Genomic DNA, 25110 nt, shown 5'->3' with positions numbered 1-25110 from the left:
AGCATGGTCGAAGCGAAAACATCGCGGGAACCAGTGGGGACACGAACTTGGTTCGGCCACCCGATCGGGCTGGCCAACTTGTTCGGCGTCGAACTCTGGGAGCGCTTCTCGTTCTACGGGATGGTCACCATCCTCGGGTACTACCTGTACTACTCGGCGACCGACGGCGGTCTGGGCCCGGCCAAGGACACGGCCGTGGGCATCGTCGGCGCCTACGGCGGCCTGGTCTATCTGTCCACCGTCCTGGGCGGCTGGATCGCCGACCGTTTGCCCGGGATGGCACGCACCCTCTTCTACGGCGGCTTCGTGGTCATGGCCGGGCACATCGCGCTGGCCGTGCACTCGACTCGCCCCGGAGGCTTTCCGGGCTCGGACAATGGCATTGTATTTTTTTCTCGGTTGGTCTCGGCACGTCGGTGTCGGGTAGTTTGGCTCGGTTCTATGACCCAGGTCACGAGTTCGCCTATTTCGGTATCACCGGGACGGTCATGGTGTGTGCGGGGCTGATCGTCGCCGCCATCGCACCATGGATCAGCAAATTCATGGCAGGCGTGCATTGACTCGCCGTCTGGGTACAGAACACAAGCAATTGGCACGAATTAAGGAGAACGCGTGACGAAACCCGGGCCACAAGCCGATTCGGCGGGTGATGTCTCGTCTCGGTGGGGCGGTCTGTTCCGCACCAAGTCCGTCGAACAGTCGATCCGCGACACCGACGAACCCGACTCGAAGCTACGCAAGGATTTGACCGCCTGGGACCTCACCGTCTTCGGCGTGGCCGTCGTGGTCGGCGCGGGCATCTTCACCCTCACCGCGCGCACCGCGGGCACCGTCGCGGGTCCGTCCGTCTCGCTGGCCTTCGTGTTCGCCGCGATCGCCTGCGGACTGACCGCGCTCTGCTACGCCGAGTTCGCCTCCACGGTGCCGGTGGCGGGCAGTGCCTACACCTACTCCTACGCCACCTTCGGCGAGCTCGTCGCCTGGATCATCGGCTGGGACCTGATCCTGGAGTTCGCGCTCGCCGTGGCGGTGGTGGCCAAGGGTTGGTCGCAATACCTCGGCGAGGTGCTCGGCACCACGTCTCCGATCGCGCACTTCGGCCCGGTGAACTTCGACTGGGGCGCGGTGCTGCTCATCACGGTGCTCGGCGTGCTGCTCGCGACCGGGACCAAGGTGTCCTCGCGGGTGTCGGCGGTCGCCGTCGCCATCAAGCTGGGCGTGATCGCGCTGGTGCTGGTCGTCGGCCTCACGTACTTCAAGTCCTCGAACCTCTCGCCCTACATCCCGCCGTCGCAGCCCGGTGAGCGGGGCGAGGGGCTGCGGCAGTCGCTGTTCTCCTTCCTTACCGGCGCCGGGCACAGCAACTTCGGCTGGTACGGCCTGCTCGCCGCGGCCAGCCTGGTGTTCTTCGCGTTCATCGGCTTCGACGTCGTCGCCACGACGGCGGAGGAGACCCGCAACCCGCAGAAGGCGGTGCCCCGCGGCATCCTGGGCTCGCTGCTCATCGTGACGATCCTGTACGTCGCGGTATCGCTCGTGCTCACCGGCATGGTGCCCTACACCGAGTTGTCCCATGGCGACGCGACACTGGCCACGGCGTTCGGCATCCACGGGGTGACCTGGGCGAAGAACATCATCTCGATCGGCGCCCTCGCCGGGCTCACCACGGTGGTCATGGTGATGTATCTCGGGCAGACCCGGGTGCTGTTCGCGATGTCGCGCGACGGGCTGATGCCGCGCAAGCTCTCGCACACCGGTAAGAACGGCACGCCGGTGCGGGTCACCGTCATCGTCGGCGTGGCGTGCGCGCTGCTGGCCGGGTTCGTGGATTTCGGCACGCTGGAGGAGATGGTCAACATCGGGACGCTGTTCGCGTTCGTGCTGGTGTCGGTCGGCGTGCTCATCCTGCGGCGCACGCGTCCGGACCTGCCGCGTGGATTCCGGGTTCCGCTGGTGCCGCTGATCCCCGTCCTGGCGGTGCTGGCGTGCGTGTGGCTGATGCTGAATCTCTCGGTGGAGACCTGGCTGCGGTTCCTGGTGTGGATGGTGATCGGGTTCGTCGTCTACTTCGCCTACTCCCGGCACAACTCCGTGCTCCGGAAGGCATCCGTCACCTAGGACGCGGCCGGAGTTCGGGTGTGGGGTGGCGGCGGATAGCCTGACGCCGTGTCGCAGCGTGAGTTGGTTGTTCTCGGGACCGCTAGTCAGGTGCCGACGAAACAGCGAAACCACAACGGGTACCTGCTCCGGTGGGACGACGAGGCGATCCTGTTCGATCCCGGTGAGGGCACGCAACGGCAGATGACCTATGCCGGTGTGAGCGTCACCGGGCTCACCCGGATCGCGATCACCCATTTCCACGGCGACCACAGTCTCGGGCTGGCCGGAGTGGTGCAGCGGATCAACCTCGACCGGGTGCCGCATCCGGTCGACGTCTGCTTCCCGGCGTCCGGCGCGGCGTACTACGAGCGCCTGGTCAACGCGACGTCGTACTATCACCGCGCCGAGCTGCGGCCTCGCCCGATCCTCGCCCCAGGTCCCGTCGACCTGCCCGAGGCGGCGTTCACGGTGACGGCGGTGCGGCTCTCCCATCCGGTGGACACCTTCGGCTATCGGCTCAGCGAGCCGCCCGGCCGGCGGATTCTGCCGGACCGCTTGCGCGCCCTGGGATTGCGCGGCCCGATCATCTCCGAACTGCAACAGCGCGGCAGTGTCGAATTCGAGGGGCGCACGATCACTTTGGCGGAGATCAGCGAACCGCGCTCCGGTCAGAGCTTCGCCTTCGTGATGGACACCCGGCTGTGCCCCGGAATCGGGGAGCTGGCCGCCGACGTCGACATGCTCGTCATCGAAGCCACGTTCCTGGACGCCGACGAACACCTGGCCCTCGAATACGGCCATCTCACGGCGGGCCAAGCCGCCAGGGTGGCCGCCGACGCGGGCGTTCGCACCCTGGTGCTCACCCACTTCTCCCAGCGCTACCGCGACCTCGACGAGCACTTGGCCGAAGCGGCGAAGTACTTCTCCGGCGAGATCCACATAGCCACCGACCTCGCCAGGATCCCGCTGCCACCCCGGCGCTGACACTCCGGCGCGAACATCCGACACGCCGAGATGACGCGCGGACGCTAACACCAGCCCGCCGCCACCGATCTAGTTCTCTGGGACGCCTGCCAACCCGGGCTGCGAACAACCGCCACCGGCACCGGTCACCCGACCGCGCCGTCCGGCACCCGGCCACGGCCGACGCCCCGCCACCCCGACAAATTGTCGGAATTCCGGTACAGCCGTACGACTCGGTACGCTGTCCCGGACGCCCCTATAGCCCAATTGGCAGAGGCAGCGGACTTAAAATCCGCCAAGTGTCGGTTCGAGTCCGACTGGGGGCACTTACTGAGCCGAAGGTCGATCGCTTTCCTCGCTGCCCTTCGCACCCATGCAGACGCCCTCCGTCTGCAGTCCTCGGGTCGAGCTACTGTGCCGACCTGTACCAGGGAGCTGGCAGTGCGAGCGCTAGGACATCGGTCCATTCCACGAGAATTCGGTCGACCAGGTGAGTCCTGCCGTGTGGTCGGTAAGGGTCAGCTCGAAGTCCCAGGGCGTGTCTGCGATGTCGTCCGGGATCGGGGCCTGGAAGGTTCTGATCGTTCGTGTCGCCGAGGTCGATTCGCCGGCCACCACCTCCGAGGTTCCGAAGTTGGCGCGCAGGACGGCATCGACCTCGTAGTCCCAGATGGATGGTGCGCGTTCGTCGAGCGCGGTTGCGGTGTAGAGGAACTCGATGCCGTTGGGATCGAGCGTGATCGGTCCGATCCAGGCCTCGATCGGACCATCCTCGTCGGTTACGAAAGCTGGATTCGTCAGCATGGCCAATCGGCCCCGTGGATCGCCCAGCGGCGCTGAGTAGACGATGTCGTTCGGCCGAGACAGTCGCCTTACCCAGGGACCGTCGGTGGTGACGTCGTCGATGGTCAGCTCGATATCGACCGGTGTCGTATCCGGGCCGAGGTCGGGCAATGTGAAGGTCGTGCCGGCGTGGGTGTCGGACGAGCTGCTTCCCCAGCCCACGTCGGTGGCCACACCGTTGGCCAGTGCCGACACCCCGACCTGGTAACTCCGCAACGACGGCGCGGCATCGCCGACCACTTCCGCCGCGAGGGACAGCCGCAACCCGGTGGGCGTACGCAACGCTGGTCCGACCCAACTCAGAATTCCGTTGCTGCCGTCGGACACGAATTCCGGGGGCGCCCACACGGCCAGTACACGATCGGTAGTGCGCTCGCTCGGTGACATCGTCGGCTGTGCTCCTCTGGATCGCGTTGGCGGAGGCGGAACGATCTGTTCGGGCCCTGCGATCGCCCCTAGATCAACGTAACAGTGCCGCGCAGGCTGCTTCTGCTGTGCGTCGGCTTCCCCGGCAATTGCGGCGACCGGCTGACCGAACGGCGATCACCCGGTCGCGTCGCACTAGCCGCGTTATCACCCACCCTCAACATCGCCGCAGGGCAGCGAGGCCACCTCTGAGGTCCCGGAAGTTGCGTGCTTACCGGCGCTGATCCAGCCCTTCGCCCGGTATCTGTTGGTGGTGTTCGTCCGGCACCGATCGTTGTGATACTGCAGGACAACCACCTGCTTCCCTTCATCGAATGCGGGGTTGCTCCTGCGTAACACCTGCACCCACGAGTCGCCGACCTGCGTCTCGAGCTGGACGGTGACCTTGTGAGGGTGCCAGTCATCGCCGGTGCACTGGGACGTCACTCCCCATTCGATGTACCCGTTCACGGCCCTGATCACATGGAAGTTCCCGGCACACGCCCCCGACCCAGCGGCCGCTGCGGCCGGGTTCGTGATCATTCCCGCCACCGCAAACGCGCCTACGGTGAGTGTCGCCACAATAGACTTATGAATCTTCATAGTTTTCCACCCCGAGAAATATGTTGAGACGTCGCCACTTTCGGCGTCCGCTGCGCGCTGTGCACTGCGGAGAAATGTGGTGACACTGGATATGACGCATCGCAACGCCGACCGGTTCCACTGATTCGCAGACTCTTAGTGCCCGAGCCGCGCCTCCTGCCCGGCGTCGTGTGGCGGGCCGGACGCACGTTGCCACTAGCCCGTTCGACACGCAGGCGGATCAGAGCTCGTTCTGCGAGTGGTTCTCCCCTTCGATGCGCTGGCGTATTGCGTCCACCGTGCGGTCCTGGGGAATGTGCTCGGGCCACAGTATGACGAGTGCCAGTACGACCAGCGGCAGACCGATAGCGACGATGAAACCCAGCGCGATCAGGGTGCCCACCCCACTACTGTGCGCAGCGCCGAACCCAGCGGGTATTCCCGCGTGCCGGTGATCAGGTCGGCCATCTCGGTGACGGCCCACCAAGGCGTATCGGGTCTCAGTACGCCGAGGTGAGGGACAACCACCGCGTCGGCCATGTGCTCCAGCGCGTACTGGACTGCGATCAGCGCCGCCAACGCGGCTTGCGCGTCTGTGTGCACGGTGTAGACGATTCTCAGCCTGTGCCGCTGCACCAGCGCTTCGAACTCGGTTGGATCGTGGTCACTGTGGAGCAGAGCTACAGCCTGCCTTGGCCCCTGTTGGTCCGTCACTAGCCCCTCCTGATTCCGTTTGGTTACACCCGGTATCGAGGGGTCGATCGCCATCACCCCGATACCGGGTGTTGACGAAAAGCCTCTTAAATGTTCATGCTTCCAAGGGCTAGGTCTGGAATAGCCTTTTACCCTGGAGGTATGAGCCTTTCGACACATGCCGGACAGGCGATCGCGGCCGAGCGGAAACTCGCGGGCCTGAGCCAGCGCCAACTGGCCGACCGCGCCAACTACAGCCTGGCCATGGTCAAGGCGGTCGAGCAGGGACGCGAACCAGCAAGCCCGGCGCTTCTGGCCGCCGCCGCGCGGGTACTGCGCGTGGAACCCGAACGGCTGACCGGCATCCCGTACCGCGACCTCATCGAGAAGGACGGGCCGCTGGAGGGGCTGGCCGAATTACGCGCCGTGCTCGCCGAGGGTGCGTACGTGCGCCCTGTCGAGCCGCCCTCGCTCGCGGCACTCGCCGCAGAGATGGCCGCGGTGGACCTCGCGTATCGGAACGACAAGGGTCGGGTCGCGCTTGCACGTATGCCGGACTTGCTGCGACGACTGTATGGAGCACTGCATAACGCTGCCCACGGAGAGCGTGGAGCGGTGTTCTCGCTGTTGTGTGCCGCCTACGTGACTACTGAACGGCTATGCAGGCGATTCGGATTCATACATCTGGCACCGACCGCACTCGATCGGCTCGAATGGGCTGCGGCATCGGCGGACGATCCTCGCTACGCGGCTCAAGCCAAAATCGAACGCGCGCGAATTCTCATGTACCACGACTCCAACGACACCGGCCTTCGGTTGGTAGAGAGTGCGCTCGACGAGATCGAAGGTGACGACGAAGCATCCAATGCGGTGCGCGGCTATGGGCACCTGTGCGGCGCGATCGTGGCCGCGCGGAGTGCCCGTTCCGATATCGCCGCAGAGCACATCGATCATGCGCGGCGTCTTGCTCCGGCAATGCGCGGTGAATCCGATCTGTACGGCACCCTGTTCGGCCCTGCGAACGTCGGTATCCACTCCGTTGCCGTCGCGCTCGAAGCGGGTGACCCCGGCAAAGCAGCGCACGAAGGCTCAGCTCTTCTGCTTCCTGGTAAAATTGCACCGCCTCGAGCGGGGCACCACTGGCAGGACGTGAGCCGCGCGTGGCTGATGATCGGCAAGCCGGACCAGGCGCTCGACGCCCTGAACCGTGCCCGCCGCGTCGCTCCGCAACAGACCCGATTGCACCCGTCGGTCCGTGAAACGGTGTATGGCATCGCGGCAGCGCAGCGCAGACAGACCAACAACCTCACCGGGTTTGCCTCGTGGCTCGGCGTCCAACTGTGAGCGCCACCACGGATATCGCATCACCCCGCTTGTGCGGTACCAAAATGACCTCTGGCGTCTTGGGTAATGAGTAAGTCGAATTATCGCGGCGTTCCCAAGAGGCGGAGGTGCCTAGCTCGTCGGTGCCGGATTTGGTGACGTTGATGTCGACCCATCTGCACGAGATGGACAAGATCGGCAAGCCCTGTGTCTTCGTGATCGGTGCTACCGGCTGCACGACACGGGCAGTGGGCGACCGCGACATGACGTAGCTGTAACGGCGGTGAGTTGCGGGCTACTCGGCCCGCAACCTGTCAGCGTGAGAGTCCGTGGGCGCGGGCGATGATGCGTTCCATGGCGGTGCGGGGGAGAAGGCGGCGGAGGGTGAACATGGCGGGGGCGTTGCTGCCTACGGCGTAGAGGGGTTGGGGGCGCGCGGCTTCGATCGCTTTGACGATCGTGGTGGCGACCTTTTCGGGGGTGATGCCCTTGGACTGGTTTTCGTCGAGTTTCGCCATGAAGGTTGTGAAATCGGCGGTGTGGGGGGAGCCGTCGGTGAGGTACTTGGTGCGGCGTTCGCGCAGGCCGGTGTCGATCTGGCCGGGCTCGACGGCGGTGATCCAGACGCCGAAGGGGGATTCCTCGAAGCGGGCGGCGACCGCGAAGCCGCGCAGCGCCGCCTTGGTGGCGACATAGGAGGAGCGGTAGGGCATGGGGAAGCTGGCGAGCATCGACCCGACCATGACGACGCGCCCGTAGCGGCGATCCCGCATCCCGGGCAGCACCGCCTTGGTCAGGGCGATCGGGCCGAGCACATTCAGCTGGAACAGTCGCTCGACGGCGTCGGTGGGCAACTCGGCCAGCGGTCCCGCCTGGCTCTCGCCCGCGTTGTTCACGAGCACGTCGACGTGGTCCAGACCGGCGGCGAAGGCCTCGATCGAAGCCGGATCGGTGAGATCGAGCGCCCGGTACTCGACCCCCGGCAGCACGGCGTCCGAACCGATGGCGTCGGGATTGCGGCTGGTGCCGATCACCCGATACCCCCGCCCGGCCAGCGCGGCGGCCGTAGCCTTCCCGATTCCGGACGACGCACCGGTGATCACAGCGACGCGAGACATAACGCTCCTTTCGACGGCAACATGCTGACGATATCGTCAACTCTCGCTCTGTGCTACCAGAAAGTAACTTCGGTGCCGTCGATGTGCTGCGGAGCCGACCGCACGACGAACGCGGCGTCGATGCCCGCCCGGCCCAATGGCGGTGGGAAACGGGAGTACAACACGTGGTGGCGGCCCGGATATTGCCCATTGAATTCTGCATGGCGGGTTCGAGCCCGGACGTGGCGTCGGCGGGCTGTCGTGTGTGCCGCGCTCGCGTGGTTCGCGGGCCTGTGAGCTGGGCGGACGAGTGTGCATGGCGACGTGGGATGCGCACCGGCGCAGTCGAAATCGTTCACCGGAGGGAAGTCGTTCCGGATGTCGGCGGTGGAGGGATGGGGCTAGTGTTGGCCGGCGCGGTGCAGGCCGGAGACGCTGCCGCGTTACCCCCGACGCCGAGGAGATTGTGGTGGTTGTCGATACCGTCCGTGAGGAACAGGCGATCCGTCAGATGACGGAGCGGCTGGTCGAAAACTACACCGAGACTTATTCTCCGGACCATATCGAGAGCGCCGTCGGTGCGGCGCGGCAGAAATTCGAGGGCCGCCCGGTGCGGCAGTTCGTTCCGATTCTGATCGAACGGTTGGTGCGGCGGGAATTGGAGAAGTCTCCCGAGGCGGAAGTCCAACCCACCACGGTCCCGATGGACAAGGCGCCGCAGGCCCCCGCCGCTGCTCCCGGAAAACTGTCGGAGATCCGTGGGCTTTTGTCGTCCAAGAAGCGTTTCGCACCGTACGCCGTGGGCGCCGTCGTCGTTCTGACGGTGATCGCCGTGGTTCTCGCCGTGCGGCAACCCGCTCCGGAGGCGCCCGCCGCCGCTCCCGCGCCCGCCGCGCCGCTCACGGTCGTCCACGGTGTGGTCGGCTCGGAGAAGATGCCGTTCTTCTCCGACCCCAAGGTGATCGACGCGCTGGCGCGCAACGGCGTGCGCGTCGAGGTCGAGCCCGCCGGTTCGCGGCAGATCGCCACGTCCATCGATCTCACGAAATTCGATTTCGCCTTCCCGTCCAGCGAACCGGCCGCCGAGCGAATCCAGCGGCAGCGCAACGTGACCGCGAAATACACGCCGTTCTCCTCGCCGATGGCCGTCGCGACGTTCGCGCCGATCACCGAGCTGCTCACCCGGGCGGGAGCGGCGCGCCCCGGTCAGGTGCCGACGCTCGACCTGCGCCGCTACCTCGAGCTGGTGCGCAACGGCACCCGCTGGGACGAACTGCCCGACAACACCGCCTACCCGGTGCGCAAGAACATCCTGATCTCCACCACCGACCCGCGCAGCTCCAACTCCGCGGCCATGTATGTGGCCGCGGCGAGCTACGTCGCGAACAACAACACGATCGTGCAGGGGCAGAACGCCGAGCAGGCCGTCCTCCCCGCGGTGTCGCGGCTTTTCGTGGGCCAGGGTTACACCGAGAACACCACCGAGGGCCCGTTCAACAACTACCTCGCCACGGGTATGGGCCCGACGCCGATGGCCTGGATCTACGAGGCGCAGTACGTCGAGGCGACCGTGCGCGGCCAGATCAAACCCGAGATGACGCTGCTGTACCCGTCACCGACGGTGTTGTCCCGGCACACGCTGGTGCCGTTCGGCGCGGCGGGTGACCGGCTCGGGCGCCTGCTGTCCACCGACCCGGAATTGCAGCGCCTGGCCGCCGAGCACGGCTTCCGCACCAACGACGGCGCCCAGTTCGCGAAGGTCGTCGCCGAACGCAACGTCCCGGTGGCCCCGGACCTGCTGGACGTCGTCGCCACCCCGACCTACGACACCCTGGAGCACCTGCTCGACGGAGTAACCAAGTCCTACAACTGAACCCGGGGCGGATCGCCGCTCGCGTTTCGGTGGAGAGGATCCGGGCACCCTTTTCGCATCAGATACCGGAACAACGGCCGGTATCGCGGCGGGAGGAACGACCAGTGACAACGGACGACGGCCCATGGGAGATCCCTCCGATCGATGACGCCCCGGATATCGCGCGCGACTCCGCGCCGCCGCCGGGAGCGACGATGGCCGACACCAGGAACTGGCCGGGGTACGGGTTGCTGCTGGTCGCCGCGGCGGGTGCCATAACCGCGGCGGTGCTCGCCGGCTGGGGGTTCGGCAGGCTCTCGGTCGTGGCCGCGATCATCACGGTCGTCTTCCTGCTGGTCGGGGTGGGCCTGATCGTGCTGGAGCAGGTGCGGGCCCGCAGGCACGCCGCACAGCCCGCCGAACGGGCCACCGTGCCGCCGGGGTACTGAGGAGCGTCAATCCCGGGGCAGGAAACCCGACTCGATGAACTCCCGGACGAAGGTGTCCACCACCGCACGGTCGATCGCCGGGCAGGCGATGCCGGTGTCCGCGAGCGCGGCGCGGGTGTGTTCGTCGGCCCAGTCGAGGTGACCGGCGAGTCCGGCGAAGTCGTGGCTCAGCAGGGCCGCGCGCACCAGCGAATCGTCGCCGAGGGCGTCGCGCCGCCGCGCTTCCCTGGCCAGGCCCGTGCGCACCGTGTCCTCCGGCATCGTCGCCACCGGCAAACCGTGCGCGCGCAGACTGGCGAGGATCTCCCCGACCGCTACCGGGGCCCGATTGACCAGGTGATAGACGGTTTCCGAGCGCGGACGAGCCGAGATCTCCACGATCGCGCCCGCCACATAGCTCACCGGAACCAAGGAAACGGTCGCCTCGCCCACGTCGGGCGCCATGCCGAGCATCGCGGCGGCTCGCACCATGTTCCACAGCGAATCCTGCGGGCTGTTCACGCCTATGTCCGGGCAACCGCAGATGGTGCTCGGACGGTAGATGGCGATGGGCACACCACGTTCGCCTGCTTGGCGGACCAGTTCCTCGGCGGCCCATTTGGAGGCGAGGTAGCCGTTGCCGGACACCTGCCCCGCGGGTAGGCGGATGTCCTCGGTGACCACCGGCGAATCCGGCGTCGCGGCGACGGCCGCGCCCATGGTGGAGACCAGGTGGAACGGCTTGACCCGCCGCGCCGTCGCCAGCCGCAACAACTCGCGGGTGCCCTCGACGTTGGCCTGCCGTAGCCGGGCATAAGGATCGACGTGATTGACGCGCGCGCCGTTGTGATAGATCACGTCGATGCTGTCGGCCAATCGGTCGTAGTCGGCCGGGTCGAGGCCGAGGCGCGGTGCGGTGAGGTCGCCCGCGACGACGACGATCCGCTCCGCGGCGGTGGTCCCGGAGAGCCGGTAGTGGCTCAGCGCACCGAGGATTCGGTCGATGCCTTCCTCGGCGTCGGCGGCGCGCACCACGCACCACACCCTCGCCTCGGTGCGGTCCAGCAGGGCTTGCAGCAGGTGTACGCCGAGAAAGCCGGTCGCGCCGGTCAGCAGGATCTCCTGTGGCGGACCGGTGTGCGCGGGCTCGCATCCGCCGATGCCGATCTCCGGCTCCAGCACGGCGTCGCGTTCCGGCGTCGCCGCGGTGGGGGCGGACCCGCCCGCCAGTCGCGCCGCGAGGCCGCCGACGGTCGGGGTCGCGAGGATCGCCGACATCGGCACGTCGCGGCGGAGCCGCTCCGACAGCCGCTGGTGCAACGTGAACGCGAGCAGTGACGACCCGCCGAGTTCGAAGAAGTCGTCGGTCACCCCGATCGGGGACACGCCGAGCACGTCGGCGAAGACCTCCGCGACCGCGCGCTCCAGCGCGGTGCCGGGCTGCGCACCGGTGCGTGCGGCGAACACCGGCTGGGGTAGCGCGGCGCGGTCGAGCTTTCCGCTGGTGTTCACCGGGAACGTGTCGAGCGCCAGCACCGCCGACGGCACCATGTAACCGGGCAGCACGCGAGCGACCGACTGACGCACGACATCCGGGTCGAGCGTGGCCCCCGGCGCCGCGACGACGTAGCCGACCAGCCGGTCCCCGGCATCGGAGCCCTTGACCGCCACCGCGGCCCGGCCCACCGCAGGGTCGGCCAGCAAAGCCGCTTCGATCTCACCGAGTTCGATGCGGTGGCCGCGGACCTTGACCTGGAAATCCGTGCGGCCCAGATAGTCCAGGGTGCCGATGCGGTTCCAGCGCACCAGGTCACCGGTCCGGTACATCCGTTCGCCCGGGTGCAGCGGATCGGCGACGAACCGGGCCGCGGTCAGGCCCGCCGCGCCATGGTAACCGCGGGCCAGCTGAATGCCACCGAGGTAGAGCTCGCCCGCCACTCCCACCGGAACCGGCCGCAACCGGTCGTCCAGCACGTGGCAGCGCGAATTCCATTCCGGCACACCGATGGGAACGCCGGCCGCGGTGCGATCGGCGGCTGAGACCGCGTGTCGCGTGATACTCACCGCGGCCTCGGTAGGTCCGTACAGGTTGTGCAACTCGGCCGTGGTCACGTTCGCGAAGGCACGCGCGGTTTCCGGGGGCAGCGCCTCTCCGATGACGAAAACAGCTCGTAGCGAGGACAGTTCGTCCGCCGTTGCCTGCTGGGCGAATACCGTGAGCATCGCGGGAACGAAATCGGTGAGCGTTACCCGGTGCTCGGCGATCAGCCGGGACAGCGCCGCCGGGTCGCGATGCTCGTCCGGTCCGGCCAGCACCATCCGCGCGCCCGCGCGCGGCGGCAGGAAGTAGCCCCACAGGGACACGTCGAAGGTCGCGGGAGTTTTGTGCAGGTAGACGTCGGTGGCGTCGACACCGTATTCCGCCTGCATCCAAGCGAGCTGGTGCACGATCGCCCGATGGCTGATCGCCACGCCCTTGGGGCGGCCGGTCGACCCGGAGGTGTAGATGAGATAGGCGGGGTGGTCGGCGTGCCACGGTGTCCGGCGCTCGGCGTCGAGCACGGGTTCCGCGCCGAAGCGGTCGAGGTCCAGGGCGTCGATGTCGTAAGCCTCGGCCGCGGTGAAACCGTCTGCCGCGGTGGTCAGCACGCACCGGGGCGCCGCCGATTCGAGCACGTACCGGATGCGCTCGGCCGGGTGTCCCGGGTCGATCGGCACCCAGGCCGCGCCCGCCGCCACGATCGCGTGCAGCGCGACGACCTGCTGGATCGACCGCCGCATCGCCACCGCGACGACGGTCTCCGCACCCACGCCTCGTTCGATCAGCCAGCGAGCCAGCCGCGCGGATCGTTCGAGCAGTCGCGCGTAAGTGAGCGTCTCGGATCCGCAGACCACCGCGATCGCGTCCGGCGTCGCCGCGGCCTGCCGCGCCGTCGCGGCGGTGAGCGGCTCGGCCCGCACGTCGTGCTCGGCTCCGGCGCCCCAGGAGCGGATGCGTTTGTGCTCGACCGGGTCCATGATGTCGATGTCGCCGACCACGGCGTCGGGCTCGGCCGCGACCCGCAGCAGGGTGCGGATGTAGCCGTCGAGGAAGCGCTGCACCGTGTGCTCGTCGAACAGGTCTGTGCTGTAACCGAACCGGATGATGATCTCGCCGGGCTCGCCGTCGTCGTCGCGGATGTCGACCACGCCGATGTGCAGATCGGTTTTCGCCGTGTCGGCGTCCACGTCGAGGAACGACACGCTGGGCCCGGACAGGTCCAAGGTGGCCTGCGTGAAATTCTGGAAGGCGAAGCCGACCTGGTAGAGCGGGTGGCGTCCGGGTGATCGGGTCGGATCGACGGCGTCGACCACGTGCTCGAACGGCACCTCGGAGTGCGCGAAGTTGACCAGATCCCGTTCCCTGGTGCGGTGCAGCAGAGCGGTGAAACTCTCCGCGGGCTCGATCCTGGTCCGGGAGACGGTCGTGTTGACGAACATGCCGACGACATCCGCGAGCGCGGGCTCGGCCCGGTTGGTCATCGGCACGCCGATCGCGATGTCGTAGCTTCCGGACAGGCGGGCCAGCAGCACGGCGAGCGCCGAGCGCATCACCATGAACAGCGTCGATCGGTGGGCGCGCGCGACGGTGAGCAGGTCGCGGTGCAAGGTCGCTGGCACCGTCCGCTGAGTGGCCGAGCCGCGCAGTGTGGCCACCGGCGGGCGCGGCCGGTCGGCGGGCAGGTCGAGTTCGTCGGGCAGACCGGCCAGCTCGCCGGTCCAGTACGCCAGTTGCCGCGACAGCGGTGAATCGGGGTCGTCGCGGGAACCGAGCAGATCCTGCTGCCACAGGGCGTAGTCGGCGTACTGCACATCCGGTGGCAGCCAGGCCGGGGCGGCTCCCGCGCTGCGGGCGGCGTAGGCCAAAGCGACGTCGCGGGCCAGCGGCGCCAGTGAGGATCCGTCGGCGCAGATGTGGTGGAGGGCGCAGACCAGGACGTACTCGGTGGGGGTGCGCAGCAGCCGGACGCGCAGCGGCACCTCGGCCGACACGTCGAACCCGTGCCGCAGGATGGCGCGGACGCGGTCGGGTACCGCGTCGTCGGACAGTTCCTCCACCGCGAAATCGTCGACCACCTGCTCGGTGCCGAGGATGAGTTGCCGCGGTCCGTTCGCGTCGGCGGGATAACTCGTACGCAGCGACTCGTGCCGCTCGACCGTGTCGGCGAATGCCGCGCGCAAGGCGGGAATATCCAGCTCCGACAGCCGCAGCGCGAAGCCGATGTTGTCCACCGAGGACGTCGTGTCGAACTGGTTGCGCAGCCAGAACCGCAGCTGGGCCGGCGACAGCGGGATGCGCTCCGGCCTGGTCCGTGCGCGCAACACCGGGCGTGCGGTGTCGAATTGCTGCGAGCGGATCGCCTTGGACAAGGTGGCGACCGTCGGATGGTCGAACACCAGCCGGGGTGGGATGCGCAGCCGCCATGTTTCGCTCAGGCGCGCGGCGACCTGCGTCGCCAGCAGCGAGTTGCCGCCCGCCGCGAAGAAATCGGCGTCCGCGCTGAACCGTTCCCGGCCCAGCACGCGTGCGAAGACCTCGGCGACCGTTTCCTCGCCGAGGTCGACGGCGGGCCGGTAGTCCGGCTCGTCCAGGGCGCGCACGCGCAGCGCGGGCCGATCGGCCTTGCCCGTCGGGGTGCGTGGGATCCGATCCACGACCGTGATCGTGTTGGGCACCATGTATTTCGGCAGCAGCGCGGCCAGTGCGTCGGCCAGCGTGGCGGGGTCAGGGGCATGGCCCGGTTCGGGTTGGACGAAGGCGGCCAGCGTGGTCTCGCCCGCGGCGGTCTTGCGGTCGACGGTCACGGCCAGCCGGACGCCGGGCTGTGTCGACAGGATGGCGTCGATCTCGCCGAGTTCGATCCGGAAACCCCTGACCTTGACCTGGTCGTCGGCCCGGCCGAAATAGTCCAGATGGCCCGAGGTGGTGCGCCGGACGAGGTCGCCGGTGCGGTACATCCGCGAGCCGGGCGGTCCGAACGGATCGGCGAGGAACCGCTGTCCGGTCAGATCCGGGCGTCCGTGGTACCCCCGCGCCACCCCGGGCCCGGACACGTACAGCTCGCCGACGACGCCGACGCCGACCGGGCGCAACCGGTGATCGAGTACCTGGCAGCGCATACCCGGCACAGCCGACCCGATGGTGACCGGTGCGTCCGGTGACAACGGCGGGCTCAGCGTCGCCATGATGGTGGATTCCGTGGGGCCGTAGGCATTCTGGAACAGACGGCCCTCGGCCGCCCAGTGCCGGGGCAACATCGGCGGGCACGGCTCGCCGCCGACCATGACCGAACGCAGGGCGGGCAGTCCGGTCGGCTCGATGGTGGCCAGCGCGGACGGAGTGAGGAAGGCGTGGGTGATCGCCTGCCGTGCGAGCAGTTCCACCAGTGCGGTGCCGCCGTACAGGGTCGGTGGGGCGATCACCAGCGTGGCGGCGGAGCAGATCGCGAGCAGCAACTCCAGCACCGAGGCGTCGAAGCTCGGTGACGCGAAGTGCAGCACCCGCGCGTCTTTGTCCAGCGCCTGCCGCGCGGCCAGTTCGGCGCACAGCGGGGCGAGCCCGGCATGGGTCACGGCGACGCCTTTCGGGCGTCCGGTCGATCCCGATGTGTAGATCACGTAGGCCGCGTGGGTGGCGCGAAGTCGAACGGGGCGTTCGAAATACGCGATCGGGCTCGCGGGATTCGCCGCCACCTGCGCGATCACTTCGGCATCGTCCAGCGCGAGCCAGCGCACCTCGGTGGGTAGTGTCGCCGCGTGGGCGGCCTGGGTCAGGCCCAGCGCGGCACCGCTGTCGATGACCTGGAACTTGATGCGGGACAGGGGAAGCGCCGGATCCACAGGGACGAACGCCGCACCGGACTTCGCGATCGCCCACACCGCGAGCACCGAATCGAGCGAACGCGGCAGCGCCACCGCCACCGCTGTTTCGGGGCCCGCTCCCGCGGCGATCAGCGTGCGGGCCAGCCGCGAGGAGCGCGCGTCGAGGTCGCGGTAGGTGATCTCGCTGTCGTCGCAGACCACGGCGACGCCGTCGGGATTGTGCTCCGCGGCGGCGGCCAGCAGCGCGGCGAACGTCGGCGTGGCCGATTCGGCGGATCTGCGGCGGCGGCCTTTCCGGGCGGGTGGACGAGTATCCCGGATACCGCTGGTCATGTAATCGTCCCGTTCCGCGTGGCAGTAAACGGCCAGATGCTACAGCCGCACGGCGGGATTCCTCAATGATGAGAAGGCGATACCGCTCCGGTCGAACGGCGGCGTGTGCCGCGAGCCGTTGGCACGCGCGTGAGCCCGACCGGCACGGTTCAGCGGGTGCCGTGCCCCTGACAGGCGGTCAGCGCGGTGTTCTTCGTGGCGTTGAACCGGTCGATCGCCGCGTTCAAAGTGTCGGTGTCGGCGCGGCGGGCCAGCGTGTCGGCCAAGGCGTTGGTGTCGTCGCGGTAGGCGCGCAGCGGGGTGGCGATACCGGACGGCACCTCTCTGGTCACGCTCTGGTCCACCGAGCGCCCGTTGTTCCGCAGCGTCGTGACAGCCGCGTCGGCTTTGCCGTTCGTATCGGGATCGCCGCGGCCTTTGGTGTTGCTTGCATCGATGTAGTCGTTGAACGCGCGTACCGAGCTGCCGTTCGCGGCCAGGAAGGCGTCACAGGCCGACTTGGTGGCGCGTTCGGCGGCGGCGGCCCGTGACGACGAGGCGGCGGACGAGGAGGAGGTGACCTCCGAGGCGTACGCGGCCAGGTCGGTCCGGTTGACCGCCGCCGTGCCGGAGATCTGCTGCGCGCAGGCGCCGATGGTCAGCGCGCCCGCCGCGGTAGCCGTCGCGGCCACCAGCAGGCCCGCGCGTTCGAGTCGTCGCATGGTCGGTCCCTCGCTCCCCTCGGAAGTCCGGCCGGGACGGATGAACGGAGCCGGACAATCCGAAGGTACGTCGCGGGGACCCGCCACGCCGAGCCCGCGCCGATAACGATGGCCAACCGATATCGGCGCGGGGGAGCGGTTCAGCTCTGGCCGAGCATGGCTCGCATCTGCGCTATTTCGGCCTGCTGGGCGGCGACGATCCGCTGAGCGAGCGCCTTCGCGTCGGCGCTCTCGCCCTCGGCCAGCTCGGTCTGGGCCATGGCGATCGCGCCCGCGTGATGCTCGATCATCATGGTCAGCCATCGACGGTCGAAGTCCGGACCCGATGCCGCGTCCAGCGCCGCCATCTGTTCGGCGGACATCATGCCGGGCATCTCGTGGCCGCCGTGCCCCTCGCTCGGGGTGGGCGCCGGTTTGCCGAAGCTCTGCAAGAGGGTGGTGATCTGCTGCATCTCCGGCGCTTGTGCTTGCTCCACCTGCGTGGCGAGCGCACGCAGCTGCTGGTTGTCGGTGTGCGTCGGCACCAGCCGCGCCATTTCGACGGCTTGGGCGTGATGCGGATACATCATCTGGAGGAACATCACGTCCGCGTCGTTGTGCGCGGCACGCGCGGGTGCGGTCGTGACGGCCGCCGTGGTGGTCGAGGTGCCGTGCTCGGTGGTGTGCCCGGTGTCGGCGTCGCCGCATCCGGCGAGGCTCACCGCGGCCGCCGCGGCGAGAACGAGGGCCGATCGGGTGCGAGTGATGAACATGGGGTCGCTCCTTGCGAAGTGCGAAGTCTGAGGACGGAGTGGACTGCGCCGCCACCGTGGTTCGGACACACGGCGGCGACGGAGTTGTCAGATCCGCAGAATCGCCAGTTCGGCCAAGGTGAGCACGGTCCACGGCGGCGGTCGTGCACGCCGCGCCCGCCAGTGCCGCGGTCGTGCCGCACCGCCGCCGGGGCGATCGAACGCCAATCGGCGGAGCAGCACCAACGCGGCCAACGCGATGGAGGCGGCCAAGATGAACACACAGTCGTGCAGTGCGCTGTGCTCGCCGTCGCACCCGCCGCCCGCGCAGTGGGACATCTTCGCCGCGACGGTCGCGTGCCATGACGCGCCTGAGGTCGACTCGACGGCTCGAGGCGCAGATGAGTCGCGGGAAGCGACGGCCGGTGTGTCGGTGCCCGGGGTTGCCCGGACGGCTGGCGGGGTAGACGAGTTGCGGGAAGCGACGGCCGGTGTGTCGGTGCCCGGGGTTGCCCGGACGGCTGGCGGGGTAGACGAGTTGCGGGAAGCGACCACCGGTGCGGATGCGCCCGGTGTGCCCGATAACTCCTGGCCGCGTGTGCCGAAGAATTGCCGGTCGTCGCGGTGCGCCCTGTCCTGAGGTCGATCGTGGCCGGTCGGAGCGCCGCCCGAGGATTGCGGTGTCGCGTGTCGATGAGGAAATCCGGGCGCGGCGGCAGCTCGTTCGAGTCCGTCGGCGACCGCGTCGGAGGCGGTCGCGAGTGTGTGCACGCCGGCCGCGTGGGCGTGGCCGGCGAACCCGAAGACCGCCGAATGCATCGCGACGACCCCGGCGACCAACGCCAGCACCCCTAGGAGCTGGGCGAGCCCGGCGGCGGGAAGTGCGCGGCGGTCGACCACGAGTACCGAGTCTAGCCCCCGCTCTCGATATACCCGTTGGCGGTACCGGTATCTAGGAGCTCGCGACGTCGACGACCAATCGGGTCGGGTTGGACAGCGTGGTGACGGTGAAGGAGGGCCGGTCGGCCCGCACGCCGATGAACGACTGCGTCACGCCCTCGAACACCGTCGTCCGGTAGACGCCCGCGATGCCGGAGACCGCCGCGTCGACGGCCGGGTCCGGGCCCTCGTACGGTGTCACGCCGCTGTCGAACGGATAAGCCGAGCCCAGGATTCGTACTTCCAGAATCGACCGGCCCGCCACGTCCACCGGATTGCCACTGGCGTCCTGCACCGCCCGGTCGGTGTACCGGACGATCCAACCGGGCGTGCCCGCCCCGCCGAGTTCGTAGACCACGCGATCGAAACCGGGCTGACTTCCCAGCCGCACATCGGTCACCGTGAGCGCGGCGTCGCCGGAAGGCTTGCCCTGCTTCGGTGCGGTGTCCCCGGGGGCTGGGGCCTGCGCTACCTCGACCGACGTGGCGGTGTTCGACGCGGCCGGTGGGCCCGGTGCCGACTCGCCGTCCCCGCAGCCCGCGAGCAGTGCCGTCGCGACCGCGACCATGAGCACCATCCTGTTGCGCATGGCCCGATGCTACTCAGCGAAAGGCCTCGGACGGCGTAACCGGAGAGCGTTGCGGAGCATTCGCGATCGGTCCGCCGCAAGCTACGCGGAGGTGCGAACACTCGTGCACCTCGAATGGTCGGCCTGCCGAGCCCGATTAATTGCTATTTGATTGCCATGGTTCATGTCCTGTGTGCGAGAGTCCTGCCGTCGCCGGCGGAGTGAGCGCCGGCGCCGGATCGCCCCTCCGTCGAGCCCGAGAGGATCGGCGGTTGATCGAATGCCGTATTCGCCGATGCGTCCGCGAAACCGCTTGTCCTGACCGGATTCAGCGTGCGGATCGCCGTGCCGGGAATCCGGCGGGATCGATAGGGCGGGGTGGGCGCGACCATGCGGCAACGATCTAGCACACTTGAGGCGTGGGAAATGTCGAGGACGTACTTGGCCGGTTGCGGCGGTATCCGGACGTGGAGGCGCTGAACCTCTACGCCGTCGACGCCGCCGATCGGCTGATCCTCGACGTCGCGGCCGACGCCCTCGCGACTGTGGATAGCGGGAAAGTAGCCATCATCGGTGACGCCTATGGTGCACTGACCCTCGGCGCTATCGCGGGACACGATCTGCGCGACGTCCGGGTACATCAGGACTTGCTCACCGGCGAACTCGCCCTCGCGAACAACGCCCGCGCGGTGGGCTTGTCGGATCGCTACACCGCGCACCCGCTCGGCCCCGAGTTGCTGCGTGATGCCCAGGTGGTCCTGCTTCGCCTGCCCCGGATGCTGGCCGGTCTGGCCGAGGTCGCCGACACGATCGCGCGCTACGCGGATCCGGCGGTCGAGGTGTTCGCGGGCGGGCGGGACAAATATCTGACCAAGTCGATGAACGACGTTCTGGCGCAGTCGTTCTCCGAGGTGCGCGCAAGCCGCGGCAGGCAGAAGTCGCGGACCCTGCTGGTGGCCGGACCCAAACCCGTAGCCGGTCGGCCGTTCCCGGTGCGCGACCGGCTGGACGAACTCGGTCTCGACGTGGTCGCGCACGGCGCGGCATTCTCCGGGGCTCGCCTGGACATCGGCACCAGGTTCCTGCTCGAGCACCTGAGACTGATGAAGCCGGACGCGCGCGACGCCATCGATCTCGGCTGCGGCACCGGCATCCTTGCCGTCGCCCTGGCCACGGCGCGGCCGGGCATCAAGGTGATCGCCACCGACCAATCCGCCGCCGCGGTCGCCTCGGCGCGGGCCACCACCGAGGCGAACGGGGTCGCCGACCGAGTGTGCGTCGTGCGCGACGACGCCATGTCCTCGGCGGCGGACAACAGCGCCGACCTGGTGCTGTGTAATCCGCCGTTCCATATCGGCGCGGCCGTGCACACCGGATCGGCCATCAAAATGTTCGCCGAGACCGGGCGGGTGTTGCGCCCGGGCGGAGAGCTGTGGACGGTGTACAACTCGCATTTGAACTATCGGGCCGTAGTCGAACGGATGGTGGGCCGGACCGAAGTGATGGGCCGCAACCGGAAATTCACCGTGACTCGGTCGGTGCGTGGTCTGCACGACCCACGACAAAGGTAGAGTCCGAATTGTCCGGCTCTGTGCGACTCCCCGGGAACTCGCGACGGATGACAAACGTTGGACAGGGCAGTTGGATATCGAGTGAAGCAACTCGATGAACAGCGGCAACGACTCCAGAAAGGGACGCCGTTCACATGCGTACCACGAGCAATCCGGTTTTCAGGAACCTGCCAAGGCAGGAGGGCGGTGGATACGCCAGCTTCGGTTCCGGCGTGACCTCCGCCGGCCAGTTCGGCAACCAGTACGGCCAACACCCGCAGCAGTACGGCCAGTACCAGCAGGCTCCCCCCACCACGCGCTCGATGACCATCGACGACGTGGTGACGAAGACGGGCATCACCCTCGCGGTGCTCGCGCTGTCCGCGATCGTCTCCTACGGCCTCACCAACGCCAACACCTCGCTCGCGCCGCTGTTCGTCATCGGCGGCGGCCTGGTCGGCCTGGTGCTCGTGCTGATCGCGACCTTCGCGAACAAGATGGACAATCCGGCGATCGTGTTGTCCTACGCCGTCGCGGAGGGCCTTTTCCTCGGCGCCCTGTCGTTCATGTTCACCAATATCGAGTTCGGCGGGGTCGGCGGTAGCGCGCTGATCGGTCAGGCGGTGCTGGGCACCTTCGGCGTCTTCGCGGGCATGCTCGTGGTCTACAAGACCGGCGCCATCCGCGTGACGCCGCGCTTCACCAGGATCATCGTCGGCGCCATGATCGGCATCCTGGTCCTGATGCTGGGCAACCTCGTCGCCAGCTTCTTCATCGACGGCGGCCTCGGCCTGCGCGACGGCGGTCCGCTGGCGATCGTGTTCAGCCTCGTGGTCATCGCCATCGCCGCGTTCAGCTTCCTGCTCGACTTCGACGCCGCCGATCAGCTGATCCGCGCGCAGGCTCCGGAGCGGGCGGCCTGGGGCGTCGCACTCGGCCTCACCGTCACCCTGGTGTGGCTGTACGTGGAGATCCTGCGGCTGCTGAGCTACTTCCAGAACGACTAGCCAATACGACGAAAGGGCGGTCGCCGGATATCCGGCGACCGCCCTTTCGTCCGCGGGTCAGCTCAAACGCTCGATGACCATCGCCATGCCCTGGCCGCCGCCGACGCACATGGTCTCCAGACCGAACTGCTTGTCGTAGGTCTGCAGGTTGTTGATCAGCGTGGTGGTGATGCGGGCGCCGGTCATGCCGAACGGGTGGCCGAGTGCGATCGCGCCGCCGGAGACGTTCAGCTTGTCCTCGTCGATCTTCAGCTCCCGCGCCGAGCCGAGCACCTGCACCGCGAACGCCTCGTTGATCTCGACGAGGTCGATGTCGTCGATGGTCTTGCCCGCCAGCGCCAGCGCGCGCTTGCACGCCTCGATCGGGCCGAGACCCATGATCTCCGGCGACAGACCGGACACGCCGGTGGACACGATCCGCGCCAGCGGCGTCAGCCCCAGCTCCTTGGCCTTGGTGTCGCTCATGATCACCAAAGCGGCCGCGCCGTCGTTGAGCGGACAGCAGTTGCCCGCGGTGACGGTGCCGTCCGGGCGGAACACCGGCTTCAGCGCGGACACGGCCTCGTAGGTGACCCCGGCGCGGGGGCCGTCGTCCTTGCTGACCACGGTGCCGTCGGGCAGCGTCACCGGGGTGATCTCGCGCTCGAAGAAGCCGTTCTTGATCGCTTCCTCGGCGCGGTTCTGCGACCGTACGCCCCAGCGGTCCTGGTCCTCGCGGGTGATGCCGGTGGAGGTCGCCACGTTCTCGGCGGTCTGGCCCATCGCGATGTAGACGTCCGGGATCAGGCCGTCCTCGCGCGGGTCGTGCCAGATGCCCGCGCCGCCCTCGGCGGTCTTCGCGGTGCGCTGCTGCGCTTCGGCGAACAGCGGGTTCTGCGTGTTGGGCCAGCTGTCGGCGGAACCGTTCACATAGCGCGACACGGTCTCCACACCCGCGGAGATGAACACATCGCCCTCGCCCGCCTTGATCGCGTGGAAGGCCATGCGGGTGGTCTGCAGCGACGACGCGCAGTAGCGGTGCACCGTGGTGCCCGGCACGAAGTCGTAGCCCAGCTGGACGGCGACGACGCGGGCGATGTTGAAGCCCTGTTCACCGCCAGGCGAGCCGCAGCCCAGGATCAGGTCGTCGATCTGGGCGGGGTCCAGGGCAGGCACCTTGTCGAGCGCTGCCCGCACAATCTGCGTGGTCAGATCGTCGGGCCGCAGGTCGACCAGCGAACCCTTGCGGGCCCGGCCGATCGGGGAGCGTGCGGTCGAAACGATGACGGCCTCAGGCATGAGGACTCCTTGGGTCGGACGGTTCTGGCGAACCGGAGTTGTTACTCACGGGTTCGTACCGAATCTACGTCCCGTCGCCGAGGACCGAAAGCGCCTGTCCCGCCCAGTGCCTCCAGCAGCGCCGGGAGCAATTGCGCTGCGGCCAGTTCGTAGCCGGCCGCCGACGGGTGGAAGCCGTCGGCGGCGAACAGCAGCTCCGGCGCGGCGCGGAACTCGGGGGCGAGCAGGTAACCCATGCGCACGGGTTGCCCGCCCGCGACCGTCGTCGCCACGTGCTGCGCCTTGGCCAGCCGCACGCTCCAGTTCTGCACGACGGTGCGCAGCGGCTGGGGAATGGCCGCCACCGTGCCGAGATTCGGGCAGGTGCCGACCACCACCACCGCGTCGGCGCGGCGCAACCGGGCGACCGCGGCGGCGAGCCTGCGTGCGGAGGCGCGGATCGAGTGCTTCTTGGTGACGTCGTTGGCGCCGACGAGAATGACCGCGGCATCCGGCGGCGGGCCCGCGACGAACATCGCGTCCACCTGCCCGGCCAGGCCCTTGGACGTGGCGCCGGAGATCGCCTTGGTGCTCAGGCGGATCCGCTGCCCGGTCGCCTCGGCGAGTCCTCGGGCCAGGCGCACGCCCGGCACCTCGTCGGCCACCGCGCAGCCGAGGCCCGCCGCGGTGGAGTCGCCGAAGATCATCAGATGGAGGTCGGCGTGCTTGCCCGCACGCCACAGCTCGGGCTCCGCGCAGCCCGCGGTGTAGATGCCGTCGGCTTCCGGCGGCTTCGAGGTGTCCCGGCCGATCACTCCGCGCGCGACGCCCGCCTGCGCCATGAGCAGACGGTAGGTCGCCCACCACGCGGTCCCCGCGCCGGAACCGGCGAGCACGGCCGCGGCACCGGTCAGCGCGGCCGCGCGCCAGCGAAACTGAGGTGCGCTCACGCCAGGAATTTTACGAAAATCCGCCGAGTCGACCAGCGGCGAACATAGGCGCACCGGCAGCCGCTGCGGGCTTCCAGGCGTCGCGGGTGCGTCGACGGATGGTCGGGCGATAGGCCACCGACGATCAGCAGCCGGACGGTCGCCGAGTCGGCCATCGAGAATCCGGTGCGCGTGGAGCGTTCTGTGATCGCGGACCGTCGCGTGTGCGCAGCGCGTCGCAGCAGGATCGAGGACCTGGCTTCGGCTGCTGCTGAGCAGGGGGCGCAGCTGCCCTGCGGTCCTCTGACCCCGCACTGTCGTCGGCAAACGTGTGTGGAGAACACCCGCTCGGGTCAGCTCGGGACCGCGACGGCGGGGTCGCCGCGAGGCAGGCCCGAAATGTGCGCGTCCCGATCCGCCGAGGTCAGCCCGGTACGACGAAGCTGCCGCGGGCCGGGATGCTCGCCGCGTCGGTGGAGATGGTGACCTCGACCAGGCCGGGGCCGGTGTCCTGGAACAGCGCGTATTGGATGCTGCCGTAGATGCCGGTGACCACGATGTTGTCGTAGCTGCCCGTCGCACCGGTGGTGACGTTGCGCCACGCCACGGTGGTGCGGACCTCGCACAGCGGCGCCAGCGGGTAGGAGCCCGGCCCGATGCCGTTCACGGGCAGCGCGCGCACGTTGAGGATGGCGCGTCCGGGCCATTCCGGACCGGTGTCGGCCCAGGTGCGGATGCTTGTCCAGCACAGGCCGCCGCGCGCGAGCGTCGGCACCTGGGGGAATTCGACGGTGGCCGCCTCCGCTGGAGCGCCGGATCCGACCACTAGGGCCACTGCCGATCCGGCCAGAAGCATTGCGGCGCGGGCGATGTTCGGCTGCCTCATGGCAGCGATCCTAAGGCCGCGGGCGCCGGTTCGCCGGTAGTCCGCGGCCGCTGCACACGGC

General features: G+C 68.5%; 21 protein-coding genes, 1 tRNA gene and 1 pseudogene. 10 read left to right on the top strand and 13 right to left on the bottom strand.

Annotated elements, in window-relative coordinates; translation table 11 throughout:
* Positions 1–3: 3 nt before the first annotated feature.
* The 4 genes and pseudogenes from ACFV2O_RS32245 to ACFV2O_RS32230 all read left to right on the top strand — a co-directional run.
* Positions 4–339, top strand: a pseudogene (locus tag ACFV2O_RS32245) (MFS transporter); the annotation flags it as partial.
* A 273-nt stretch (positions 340–612) separates the two neighbouring features.
* On the top strand, positions 613–2118 hold the full coding sequence (locus ACFV2O_RS32240) for an amino acid permease (protein ID WP_356966811.1): 1506 nt from the start codon (positions 613–615) through the stop codon (positions 2116–2118).
* Positions 2119–2166: 48 nt separating this feature from the next.
* Positions 2167–3084: a ribonuclease Z gene (locus ACFV2O_RS32235; RefSeq protein WP_379255348.1), complete on the top strand. Its 918-nt coding sequence runs from the start codon at positions 2167–2169 to the stop codon at positions 3082–3084.
* Positions 3085–3315: 231 nt separating this feature from the next.
* Positions 3316–3389 (top strand) — tRNA-Leu (locus tag ACFV2O_RS32230).
* A 124-nt stretch (positions 3390–3513) separates the two neighbouring features.
* Here ACFV2O_RS32230 and ACFV2O_RS32225 read toward each other — a convergent pair.
* From ACFV2O_RS32225 to ACFV2O_RS32210, 4 genes are all read right to left on the bottom strand, one after another.
* On the bottom strand, positions 3514–4293 hold the full coding sequence (locus ACFV2O_RS32225; RefSeq protein ID WP_379255347.1) for a hypothetical protein: 780 nt from the start codon (positions 4291–4293) through the stop codon (positions 3514–3516).
* A gap of 186 nt (positions 4294–4479) precedes the next feature.
* The gene (locus ACFV2O_RS32220; protein ID WP_379255345.1) at positions 4480–4914 is read right to left on the bottom strand and encodes a hypothetical protein; all 435 of its coding nucleotides are present in this window, start codon (positions 4912–4914) and stop codon (positions 4480–4482) included.
* A gap of 220 nt (positions 4915–5134) precedes the next feature.
* Positions 5135–5296 carry a hypothetical protein gene (locus ACFV2O_RS32215; RefSeq protein ID WP_379255343.1) on the bottom strand — a complete coding sequence of 54 codons (162 nt, stop codon included), beginning with the start codon at positions 5294–5296 and terminating at the stop codon, positions 5135–5137.
* A complete protein-coding gene (locus tag ACFV2O_RS32210; RefSeq protein ID WP_379255342.1) occupies positions 5284–5496 on the bottom strand; it encodes a hypothetical protein in 213 nt (70 codons plus the stop codon). The genes ACFV2O_RS32215 and ACFV2O_RS32210 overlap by 13 nt, the downstream gene beginning before the upstream one ends.
* Before the next feature lie 252 nt (positions 5497–5748).
* Here ACFV2O_RS32210 and ACFV2O_RS32205 point away from each other — a divergent pair, with 252 nt between their 5' ends.
* Positions 5749–6930 (top strand): multiprotein-bridging factor 1 family protein, encoded by a 1182-nt coding sequence (locus ACFV2O_RS32205; protein WP_379255341.1) that lies wholly within the window; start codon positions 5749–5751, stop codon positions 6928–6930.
* Between the two features lie 107 nt (positions 6931–7037).
* Complete coding sequence (locus ACFV2O_RS32200; protein WP_379255339.1) at positions 7038–7181, top strand: hypothetical protein; 144 nt, start codon at positions 7038–7040, stop codon at positions 7179–7181.
* Positions 7182–7223: 42 nt separating this feature from the next.
* Here ACFV2O_RS32200 and ACFV2O_RS32195 read toward each other — a convergent pair whose 3' ends face one another.
* Positions 7224–8027 (bottom strand): SDR family oxidoreductase, encoded by an 804-nt coding sequence (locus tag ACFV2O_RS32195; protein WP_379255338.1) that lies wholly within the window; start codon positions 8025–8027, stop codon positions 7224–7226.
* A 448-nt stretch (positions 8028–8475) separates the two neighbouring features.
* Here ACFV2O_RS32195 and ACFV2O_RS32190 point away from each other — a divergent pair, with 448 nt between their 5' ends.
* Both ACFV2O_RS32190 and ACFV2O_RS32185 read left to right on the top strand, forming a co-directional pair.
* The gene (locus tag ACFV2O_RS32190; RefSeq protein ID WP_379255337.1) at positions 8476–9879 is read left to right on the top strand and encodes a three-helix bundle dimerization domain-containing protein; all 1404 of its coding nucleotides are present in this window, start codon (positions 8476–8478) and stop codon (positions 9877–9879) included.
* Positions 9880–9983: 104 nt separating this feature from the next.
* Positions 9984–10307 (top strand): hypothetical protein, encoded by a 324-nt coding sequence (locus ACFV2O_RS32185; RefSeq protein ID WP_379255336.1) that lies wholly within the window; start codon positions 9984–9986, stop codon positions 10305–10307.
* A 6-nt stretch (positions 10308–10313) separates the two neighbouring features.
* On the opposite strand, the gene ACFV2O_RS32180 is transcribed toward ACFV2O_RS32185, so the two are convergent.
* The 5 genes from ACFV2O_RS32180 to ACFV2O_RS32160 form a co-directional block, all read right to left on the bottom strand.
* Positions 10314–16481 (bottom strand): amino acid adenylation domain-containing protein, encoded by a 6168-nt coding sequence (locus ACFV2O_RS32180; protein WP_379255334.1) that lies wholly within the window; start codon positions 16479–16481, stop codon positions 10314–10316.
* A 149-nt stretch (positions 16482–16630) separates the two neighbouring features.
* Complete coding sequence (locus ACFV2O_RS32175) at positions 16631–17182, bottom strand: hypothetical protein (RefSeq protein WP_379255333.1); 552 nt, start codon at positions 17180–17182, stop codon at positions 16631–16633.
* Positions 17183–17322: 140 nt separating this feature from the next.
* A complete protein-coding gene (locus ACFV2O_RS32170) occupies positions 17323–17934 on the bottom strand; it encodes a DUF305 domain-containing protein (protein ID WP_379255331.1) in 612 nt (203 codons plus the stop codon).
* A gap of 87 nt (positions 17935–18021) precedes the next feature.
* Positions 18022–18252 (bottom strand): hypothetical protein, encoded by a 231-nt coding sequence (locus ACFV2O_RS32165; RefSeq protein ID WP_379255330.1) that lies wholly within the window; start codon positions 18250–18252, stop codon positions 18022–18024.
* A gap of 613 nt (positions 18253–18865) precedes the next feature.
* Positions 18866–19441 (bottom strand): hypothetical protein, encoded by a 576-nt coding sequence (locus tag ACFV2O_RS32160; RefSeq protein ID WP_355078568.1) that lies wholly within the window; start codon positions 19439–19441, stop codon positions 18866–18868.
* Between the two features lie 398 nt (positions 19442–19839).
* Between ACFV2O_RS32160 and ACFV2O_RS32155 the strand changes: the two genes are divergently transcribed.
* Both ACFV2O_RS32155 and ACFV2O_RS32150 read left to right on the top strand, forming a co-directional pair.
* Positions 19840–20991 (top strand): class I SAM-dependent methyltransferase, encoded by a 1152-nt coding sequence (locus ACFV2O_RS32155; RefSeq protein ID WP_379255328.1) that lies wholly within the window; start codon positions 19840–19842, stop codon positions 20989–20991.
* A 134-nt stretch (positions 20992–21125) separates the two neighbouring features.
* The gene (locus ACFV2O_RS32150) at positions 21126–21977 is read left to right on the top strand and encodes a Bax inhibitor-1/YccA family protein (RefSeq protein ID WP_379255326.1); all 852 of its coding nucleotides are present in this window, start codon (positions 21126–21128) and stop codon (positions 21975–21977) included.
* A 57-nt stretch (positions 21978–22034) separates the two neighbouring features.
* On the opposite strand, the gene ACFV2O_RS32145 is transcribed toward ACFV2O_RS32150, so the two are convergent.
* From ACFV2O_RS32145 to ACFV2O_RS32135, 3 genes are all read right to left on the bottom strand, one after another.
* Entirely contained in the window at positions 22035–23255 is a 1221-nt protein-coding gene (locus tag ACFV2O_RS32145; protein WP_379255324.1) for an acetyl-CoA C-acetyltransferase, read from the bottom strand.
* A 41-nt stretch (positions 23256–23296) separates the two neighbouring features.
* Positions 23297–24184 carry an SGNH/GDSL hydrolase family protein gene (locus ACFV2O_RS32140; RefSeq protein ID WP_379255323.1) on the bottom strand — a complete coding sequence of 296 codons (888 nt, stop codon included), beginning with the start codon at positions 24182–24184 and terminating at the stop codon, positions 23297–23299.
* Between the two features lie 403 nt (positions 24185–24587).
* Positions 24588–25049, bottom strand: coding sequence for a hypothetical protein (locus tag ACFV2O_RS32135; RefSeq protein ID WP_356966792.1), 462 nt, complete (start codon positions 25047–25049; stop codon positions 24588–24590).
* Positions 25050–25110: the final 61 nt, after the last annotated feature.

Source organism: Nocardia sp. NPDC059691 (assembly GCF_042733915.1).
GTDB classification, from domain to species: Bacteria; Actinomycetota; Actinomycetes; order Mycobacteriales; family Mycobacteriaceae; genus Nocardia; species Nocardia sichangensis.
The sequence above is the reverse complement of the archived record's forward strand: the minus strand, read 5'-3'. Positions and strand labels throughout refer to the sequence as shown.

Excerpts from the sequence above, each read along its gene's own strand:
- ACFV2O_RS32225 (WP_379255347.1), bottom strand. The coding sequence starts at position 4,293 with ATGTCACCGAGCGAGCGCACTACCGATCGTGTACTGGCCGTGTGGGCG.
- ACFV2O_RS32220 (WP_379255345.1), bottom strand. The coding sequence starts at position 4,914 with ATGAAGATTCATAAGTCTATTGTGGCGACACTCACCGTAGGCGCGTTT.
- ACFV2O_RS32205 (WP_379255341.1), top strand. The coding sequence starts at position 5,749 with ATGAGCCTTTCGACACATGCCGGACAGGCGATCGCGGCCGAGCGGAAA.
- ACFV2O_RS32195 (WP_379255338.1), bottom strand. The coding sequence starts at position 8,027 with ATGTCTCGCGTCGCTGTGATCACCGGTGCGTCGTCCGGAATCGGGAAG.
- ACFV2O_RS32180 (WP_379255334.1), bottom strand. The coding sequence starts at position 16,481 with ATGACCAGCGGTATCCGGGATACTCGTCCACCCGCCCGGAAAGGCCGC.
- ACFV2O_RS32175 (WP_379255333.1), bottom strand. The coding sequence starts at position 17,182 with ATGCGACGACTCGAACGCGCGGGCCTGCTGGTGGCCGCGACGGCTACC.
- ACFV2O_RS32170 (WP_379255331.1), bottom strand. The coding sequence starts at position 17,934 with ATGTTCATCACTCGCACCCGATCGGCCCTCGTTCTCGCCGCGGCGGCC.
- ACFV2O_RS32165 (WP_379255330.1), bottom strand. The coding sequence starts at position 18,252 with ATGTCCCACTGCGCGGGCGGCGGGTGCGACGGCGAGCACAGCGCACTG.
- ACFV2O_RS32160 (WP_355078568.1), bottom strand. The coding sequence starts at position 19,441 with ATGCGCAACAGGATGGTGCTCATGGTCGCGGTCGCGACGGCACTGCTC.
- ACFV2O_RS32150 (WP_379255326.1), top strand. The coding sequence starts at position 21,126 with ATGCGTACCACGAGCAATCCGGTTTTCAGGAACCTGCCAAGGCAGGAG.
- ACFV2O_RS32145 (WP_379255324.1), bottom strand. The coding sequence starts at position 23,255 with ATGCCTGAGGCCGTCATCGTTTCGACCGCACGCTCCCCGATCGGCCGG.
- ACFV2O_RS32135 (WP_356966792.1), bottom strand. The coding sequence starts at position 25,049 with ATGAGGCAGCCGAACATCGCCCGCGCCGCAATGCTTCTGGCCGGATCG.